General features: G+C 61.8%; 8 protein-coding genes. 3 read left to right on the top strand and 5 right to left on the bottom strand.

Annotated features, from left to right (window positions below; genetic code table 11):
* On the top strand, nucleotides 1-195 hold a 195-nt coding region (locus tag DBR46_RS08585), incomplete at its 5' end, for a hypothetical protein (protein WP_148090397.1).
* Between the two features lie 54 nt (nucleotides 196-249).
* Here the strand turns inward: DBR46_RS08585 and DBR46_RS08580 are convergent.
* On the bottom strand, nucleotides 250-402 hold the full coding sequence (locus DBR46_RS08580) for a DUF3309 family protein (RefSeq protein WP_015885095.1): 153 nt from the start codon (nucleotides 400-402) through the stop codon (nucleotides 250-252).
* A gap of 299 nt (nucleotides 403-701) precedes the next feature.
* Between DBR46_RS08580 and DBR46_RS08575 the strand changes: the two genes are divergently transcribed.
* Both DBR46_RS08575 and csrA read left to right on the top strand, forming a co-directional pair.
* Entirely contained in the window at nucleotides 702-1517 is an 816-nt protein-coding gene (locus DBR46_RS08575) for an SDR family oxidoreductase (protein ID WP_124525814.1), read from the top strand.
* 250 nt (nucleotides 1518-1767) lie between these two features.
* Nucleotides 1768-1965, top strand: a complete 198-nt coding sequence (csrA, locus tag DBR46_RS08570) for a carbon storage regulator CsrA (RefSeq protein ID WP_124525813.1) — start codon at nucleotides 1768-1770, stop codon at nucleotides 1963-1965.
* Between the two features lie 4 nt (nucleotides 1966-1969).
* On the opposite strand, the gene DBR46_RS08565 is transcribed toward csrA, so the two are convergent.
* From DBR46_RS08565 to DBR46_RS08550, 4 genes are all read right to left on the bottom strand, one after another.
* Nucleotides 1970-2197: a YheU family protein gene (locus DBR46_RS08565; RefSeq protein WP_003192759.1), complete on the bottom strand. Its 228-nt coding sequence runs from the start codon at nucleotides 2195-2197 to the stop codon at nucleotides 1970-1972.
* Nucleotides 2198-2266: 69 nt separating this feature from the next.
* Nucleotides 2267-3451, bottom strand: a complete 1185-nt coding sequence (locus DBR46_RS08560; protein WP_124525812.1) for an osmoprotectant NAGGN system M42 family peptidase — start codon at nucleotides 3449-3451, stop codon at nucleotides 2267-2269.
* Between the two features lie 148 nt (nucleotides 3452-3599).
* The gene (gene ngg, locus DBR46_RS08555) at nucleotides 3600-5333 is read right to left on the bottom strand and encodes an N-acetylglutaminylglutamine synthetase (protein ID WP_124525811.1); all 1734 of its coding nucleotides are present in this window, start codon (nucleotides 5331-5333) and stop codon (nucleotides 3600-3602) included.
* Nucleotides 5334-5336: 3 nt separating this feature from the next.
* Nucleotides 5337-7109, bottom strand: coding sequence for an N-acetylglutaminylglutamine amidotransferase (locus DBR46_RS08550; protein ID WP_124525810.1), 1773 nt, complete (start codon nucleotides 7107-7109; stop codon nucleotides 5337-5339).
* Between the last annotated feature and the right edge of the window lie 304 nt (nucleotides 7110-7413).

The following is a 7413-nucleotide window of genomic DNA, read 5'->3' as shown; positions in this document are numbered from 1 at the left end:
GTTGATCGGAGCATCCCTAAGGAAATGCCACCGAAGTTGTGGGAATTCGAACTGGGTGCCAACCCAAGCGGTAAAGTCATCCCGGAATCGCCGGACGAGGCTGCACTGAAGCAGAAGCTTGAGTCGTTCCTGCAGACCGCCACCAAGAGCCTGCTGGATAACACCGCAGGTGTGGTTGATGGTAAGCCGGACTAACTAACCGGCCATAAAAAAGAGGCCCTCTAGAGGGCCTCTTTTTTTGCCTGCCGTTTATATCCGGCCGAGCAACAACAACACCAGCAACACCACCAGAACCACACCAAGGATACCCGACGGGCCATAACCCCAATTGCGTGAGTGTGGGAATACGGGCAGGCCACCGACCAGCAGGAGGATCAGGATAATGATCAGAATGAGGCTCATGGTTTTGTACCTTCTGGTTATTGAGCAATAGGTCTGCAGGTTTAATCACAGACGGCTTAATAACTCCGACTGGTGCCCTGCGTGGAAAATTCCAAGTTTTTTTAAAGCATTTTGCACACCGGCTTATTTCTTTTAATACGCAGCCTTAGTTGAAAGTTATTGAACTTGTGCAGTGCGCCATGCTCCGACCCGGCCGCGGGTTTGCCTGGGGCATTCAGCAACTTTATGGGGCGTGGGTGTGGGAAAAACCTTCGCTACACTGCCGATCACTTCTTCCGTGAACCACAAGGCAACTTCCTATGCAAAATCGCATGATGATCACTGGCGCCGGGTCCGGCCTGGGTCGCGAAATCGCTCTGCGCTGGGCCCGCGAGGGTTGGCAGTTGGCCTTGTCGGACGTCAGCGAGCCGGGCCTGCAAGAAACCCTCAAGCTCGTGCGCGAGGCGGGTGGCGATGGTTTCGTCCAGCGTTGCGACGTGCGCGACTACAGCCAGCTCACCGCGTTTGCCCAGGCCTGCGAAGTGAAGCTCGGCGGTATCGATGTGATCGTTAACAATGCCGGCGTGGCCTCGGGCGGTTTCTTCGCTGAACTGTCCCTGGAGGATTGGGACTGGCAGATCGCGATCAACCTGATGGGCGTGGTCAAGGGCTGCAAAGCGTTCCTGCCGCTGCTGGAAAAGAGCAAGGGCCGCATCATCAACATCGCCTCGATGGCCGCGCTGATGCAAGGGCCGGCCATGAGCAACTACAACGTGGCCAAGGCCGGCGTGGTGGCCTTGTCGGAAAGCCTGCTGGTGGAGCTCAAGCAACAGGAAGTCGGCGTACACGTGGTGTGCCCGTCGTTTTTCCAGACCAACCTGCTGGATTCGTTCCGCGGGCCGACGCCCGCGATGAAAGCGCAGGTCGGCAAATTGCTGGAAAGCTCGCCAATTTCGGCGGCGGATATTGCCGACTACATCTACCAGCGTGTGGCTGCAGGCGAATTTATGATTTTGCCCCACGAACAGGGGCGGATGGCGTGGGCGTTGAAGCAGAAGAATCCGCAGCTGCTGTATGACGAAATGACCACCATGGCCGATAAGATGCGGGCCAAGGCGCAGGCGAGCAAAGCCTGAGCACAATCTCAGGTTGCACACCGGTACTAATGTGGGAGCGGGCTTGCTCGCGAAGACAGTGTGTCAGCCAATATATTAGGCGACTGGAACACCGCTTTCGCGAGCAAGCCCGCTCCCACAGTTTGGGGTGTGGTCTGTCAGGGAAATTACCGGTGGATGTAGGTCAGGCCTGATTTTGCCGCAAGCCATTGCTGTACTCCCGCGCAATCGCGCATGGTCAAGGTCCTGTCACTCTTAAAGGACTACCGCCATGCTGGTACTTAGCCGTGCTGTAGGCGAAAGCATTTCCATCGGCGATGACATCGCCTTGCACATCATCGAGCTGAACGGCTCCCAGGTGAAGTTCGGGGTCGAGGCGCCGGTGGGGGTCAATGTGCACCGCGCCGAGGTGTATCAGAAAATCCTCGAGCGCCAAGCCGCAGAAACCCCGGCCGCCGCTAACCCGTAAACCCTCAGTCGAACAGATGCTTGGGCACGTCGTGCTTGAGCATCAACTGGCATTGCTCGCTTTCGGGGTCGAACACGATCAGTGCCTGGCCCTTGGTCAGCGCCTGGCGTACGCGCAATACGCGGGTTTCCAGGGGCGTGTCGTCGCCATTGTCGGTGCCGTCGCGGGTGACGAAATCTTCAATGAGGCGGGTCAGGGTGTCGACTTCAAGTGCGTCGTAGGGAATCAGCATACAAGCCTCGGCTTTAGAATCCCGGCGATGCTACTGCGCCGGGGCCTTTGTTACCAGCAGTTGCCAGCCTCAGGTTTTCTGGCCGACCAGGCTGTCCACGGACGGCACCCGTGTGTCGCTCTCCATCTGCGTCTCGTGTTCCAGCTGATGACTGAAGCGGTCCAGTGAACCCTGGGCCGGTTGCGCATCGCTGGCGAACACCGGCGGGCTGAGAATGTACGCCCCCAACAGGCGGCTCAAGGCCGCGAGGCTATCGATATGGGTGCGCTCGTAGCCGTGGGTCGCATCACAACCAAACGCCAGCAGTGCCGTGCGGATATCGTGGCCGGCGGTCACGGCCGAGTGCGCGTCACTGAAGTAGTAACGGAACAGGTCGCGGCGCACCGGCAGTTCGTTGTCCGCCGCCAGGCGCAGCAGGTGCCGGGACAGGTGATAGTCATACGGCCCACCGGAATCCTGCATCGCCACGCTCACCGCATGCTCACTGGAGTGCTGGCCGGGGGCAACCGGGGCGATATCAATGCCGACAAACTCGCTGACATCCCAGGGCAGGGCGGCCGCTGCGCCACTGCCGGTTTCTTCGGTGATGGTGAACAGCGGGTGGCAGTCGATCAGCAATGGCGCGCCGCTGTCGACGATGGCTTTGAGCGCCGCGAGCAGGGCGGCCACGCCGGCCTTGTCGTCGAGGTGACGGGCGCTGATGTGCCCGCTTTCAGTGAACTCGGGCAGCGGGTCGAAGGCCACATAGTCACCGACGCTGATCCCCAGGGAATCGCAATCGGCGCGGGTCGCGCAGTAGGCGTCCAGGCGCAGCTCCACGTGGTCCCAACTCACCGGCATTTCATCTACAGCGGTGTTGAACGCGTGCCCGGAGGCCATCAGCGGCAGCACGCTGCCACGGATCACGCCGTTGTCGGTAAACAGGCTGACGCGGCTGCCTTCGGCAAAACGGCTCGACCAGCAGCCCACCGGCGCCAGGGTCAGGCGGCCGTTGTCCTTGATCGCCCGCACGGCGGCACCGATGGTGTCGAGGTGGGCGGACACGGCGCGGTCGGGGCTGTTTTTCTGGCCCTTGAGGGTGGCGCGAATGGTGCCGCGCCGGGTCATCTCAAAGGGGATACCCAGCTCCTCCAGGCGCTCGGCGACGTAACGCACGATGGTGTCGGTAAACCCGGTGGGGCTGGGAATGGCGAGCATTTCCAGGAGGACTTTTTGCAGGTAGTTGAGGTCGGGTTCGGGGATGGTTTGGCTCATAAAGACTCCTGTTGGTTCAAGGGTAGATGTCGCCAGTACTGACGCCTTCGCGAGCAAGCCCGCTCCCACATTGGAATGCGTTCTAAATGTGGGAGCGGGCTTGCTCGCGAAGGCGCCGGGTCAGGCAACACATCTCTCAAACCGTCAGCTAACTGTGAGGAAACAACAAATCCACAAACCGCTCAGCCGTCGGCTGCGGTTCATGATTGGCCAGTCCGGCCCGTTCGTTGGCTTCGATAAAGACATACTCGGGTTGGTCGGCGGCGGGCACCATCAGGTCCAGGCCCACCATGGGGATGTCCAGGGCGCGGGCCGCACGCACGGCGGCGTCCACCAGCGTGGGGTGCAGGATCGCGGTGACGTCTTCCAGGCAGCCGCCGGTATGCAGGTTGGCGGTGCGGCGCACAGCCAGGGTCTGGCCGCGGGGCAGGATGCTGCTGTAGTCGTAGCCCGCCGCGTGCAGGGTGCGCTCGGTTTCGGCGTCCAGAGGGATTTTGCTTTCACCATCGGTCGCTGCCTGACGGCGACGGCTCTGGGCTTCGATCAGCGCGCCGACGCTGTGATGACCGTCACCGGTCACTTCAGCGGGGCGTCGGATCGCCGCGGCGACCACTTCAAAGCCGATCACCAGGATGCGCAGGTCCAGCCCCTCGTGAAAGCTCTCCAGCAGCACGCGGCTGTCGAACTGGCGTGCCGCTTCAATCGCCTGCTGCACCTCCTCGATGCTCTGCAAATCCACCGCGACGCCCTGGCCTTGCTCGCCATCCAGCGGCTTGACGACGATGCGCTGGTGTTCGTCGAGGAACTCCAGGTTGTCATCGGCACTGCCGGCCAATTGCTGCGACGGCAGTTTCAAACCGGCAGCCTTGAGCGTTTTGTGGGTCAGGCTCTTGTCCTGGCACAAGGTCATGCTGATGGCGCTGGTCAGGTCGCTCAACGACTCGCGACAGCGCACGCGGCGCCCGCCGTGGCTGAGGGTGAACAGGCCCGCGTCGGCATCATCCACCTGCACATCAATGCCGCGCCGGTGGGCTTCCTCGACAATGATCCGCGCGTAGGGATTGAACCCTGCCTGCGGGCCAGGGCCGAGGAACAGCGGTTGGTTGATGCCGTTCTTGCGCTTGATCGCAAAGGTGGTCAGCGCGCGAAACCCCAGCTTGGCGTAGAGGTTTTTGGCCTGGCGGTTGTCGTGCAACACCGACAGGTCCAGGTAACTCAGGCCACGGCTCATGAAATGCTCGATCAAGTGGCGCACCAGCACTTCGCCGACGCCGGGGCGCGTGCAGTGCGGGTCGACTGCCAGGCACCACAGGCTGCTGCCGTTCTCCGGGTCGTGAAACGCCTTCTGGTGATTCAGGCCCATCACGCTGCCGATCACCGCGCCGCTGTCTTCATCCTCCGCCAGCCAATACACCGGGCCACCTTGATGGCGCGGCGTCAGGCGGTCGGCATCGACGGGCAGCATGCCGCGCCCTTGATAGAGCTGGTTGACCGCCAGCCAATCGGCCTCGGTCTGCACGCGGCGGATGCGAAAGCCGCGAAACACACGGGTCGCCGGGCGATAGTCGGTGAACCACAGGCGCAGGGTGTCAGACGGGTCGAGGAACAGCTGCTGCGGGTCGATCCCGAGGATCTGCTGGGGCGCGGCCACGTACAGGGCGATGTCCCGTTCACCGGCCTGCTCATTGAGCAACTCCAGGGCCAGGCTCGACGGGTCGGCGAAGGTGTGCCCGATCAACAGGCGTCCCCAGCCGCAATGCACGACGATGGGGCCAGGGCTCTGCGGGCTACCATCTTCCGCCAGTCGGGCTTGCAGGCGCTCGTAGGATGGCGCCTGGCCCCTCAGTAGGCGTTGGCTGTAAGCCGCTGCATGAGGTTTCATCAATCAGATTCCTTGTTCACTGAGCCACAGGTTCAGCGCCGCCAGTTGCCACAGCTTGGAGCCGCGCAACGGGGTCAGTTGGCCCTGCGGGTCGGTGAGCAGGCGGTCGAGCATGGCCGGGTTGAACAGGCCACGATCCTGGCTCGGGTCCAGCAGCAGGTCGCGCACCCAGTTCAAGGTGTCGCCCTGCAAGTGCTTGAGGCCGGGAACTGGGAAGTAGCCTTTCTTGCGGTCGATGACTTCACTTGGAATCACCCGGCGCGCGGCTTCCTTGAGCACTTGCTTGCCGCCGTCGGGCAGTTTGAATTTGCCCGGCACCCGGGCCGAAAGTTCCACCAGTCGATAGTCGAGGAACGGCGTCCGCGCTTCCAGGCCCCAGGCCATGGTCATGTTGTCGACGCGTTTGACCGGGTCATCCACCAGCATCACCGTGCTGTCCAGGCGCAAGGCCTTGTCCACGGCGGCAGTGGCGCCGGGCATGGCGAAGTGTTCGCGCACGAAGTCGCCGGCGGCGTCATTGGCGGTCAGCCATTGCGGTGCGACAGTGGCTGCATAGTCGGCGTAGCTGCGGTCGAAAAACGCCTCTCGATAGGCGGCGTAAGGGTCACTTGCGCCGTCCACCTGCGGATACCAGTGGTAACCGGCGAACAACTCGTCGGCGCCTTGGCCGCTTTGTACCACCTTGCAATGCTTGGCCACTTCCCGCGACAGCAAGTAGAAGGCGATGCAGTCGTGGCTGACCATCGGCTCGCTCATGGCGCGGAACGCTGCTGGCAGCTGCTCGATGATCTCGCTTTCGGCGATGCGCAGTTGGTGGTGACGGGTGCCGTAATGCTTGGCGATCAGGTCCGAGTACTGGAACTCGTTGCCGGCCTCGCCGCCGGCGTCTTCAAAGCCGATGGAGAAGGTCGACAAGTCCTTTACCCCGGCTTCACGGAGCAGGCCGACGAGCATGCTCGAATCGACGCCACCGGAGAGCAATACGCCTACATCCACCGCGGCACGTTGGCGGATGGCCACGGCTTCGCGGGTGCTGTCGAGGACGCGGTCGGTCCAGTCTTCCAGCGTGAGGTTTTTTTCATCCTCATGTGGGCCGTAGGGCAGGGTCCACCAGGTTTTCTGCTCGGTCTTGCCGCTGGCGTCGATGCGCATCCAGCTCGCCGGTGGCAGTTTTTCAATGCCCGCCAGCAAGGTGCGCGGCGCCGGGACCACGGCGTGGAAGTTCAGATAGTGGTTGAGGGCGACCGGATCGAGAATCGGGTTGATGTCGCCACCTTTGAGCAGCGCTGGTAGCGCCGAGGCAAAGCGCAGGCGCTGGCCGGTGCGCGACAGGTACAGCGGCTTCACGCCGAGACGGTCGCGGGCGATAAACAGGCGCTGGGCGTCGCGCTCCCAGATGGCAAACGCAAACATGCCGTTGAGCTTGGGCAGCAATGCTTCACCCCAGGCGTGATAACCCTTGAGCAGCACCTCAGTGTCACCGCCGGAATAGAAGGCGTAGCCCAAGGCTTCCAGCTCTTCACGCAGTTCCGGGAAATTGTAGATGGCGCCATTGAAGGCCAGGGACAGGCCCAGTTGGGCGTCAACCATCGGTTGGGCCGAGCCGTCCGACAAGTCCATGATTTTCAGGCGACGGTGGCCCAGGGCAATTGGGCCCTGGGCATGGAAGCCCCAGGCGTCCGGGCCACGGGGGGCCAGATGATGGGTAATTCGTTCTATCGCTGCCAGGTCGGCAGGTTGTTGATCAAAACGTAACTCGCCAGCTAATCCGCACATAAATTCCTTACCGGTTTTTCCGTTGGGGAGGGGGAACACTCAATACGCCCAAAGGGCGCGTACCCAGAAACTGACACGGGGCTATAGTGGGAGTTTTAGAACAATAAGTTATAAGGCAGTTGGCCTTAACCTCTTCAGGGGAGCTTCAGGCGCCGCGTGGGCTGGCCACAGGGGGCGTTATATAGATGCAGGATGCATGCAAAACGCTGGTCGATCATGAGGCTGATCGCGCCGATATTCGGATGCGTATTTTCTGTCCGTGGCCTTAGGGTGGACCTTTGTTTAGCTACGCGACAAGGACGCT

This window comes from Pseudomonas sp. KBW05, from assembly GCF_003852405.1.
Lineage (GTDB): Bacteria > Pseudomonadota > Gammaproteobacteria > Pseudomonadales > Pseudomonadaceae > Aquipseudomonas.
Note: the sequence above shows the minus strand (reverse complement) of the source record. Positions and strands in the feature narration are given on the sequence as shown.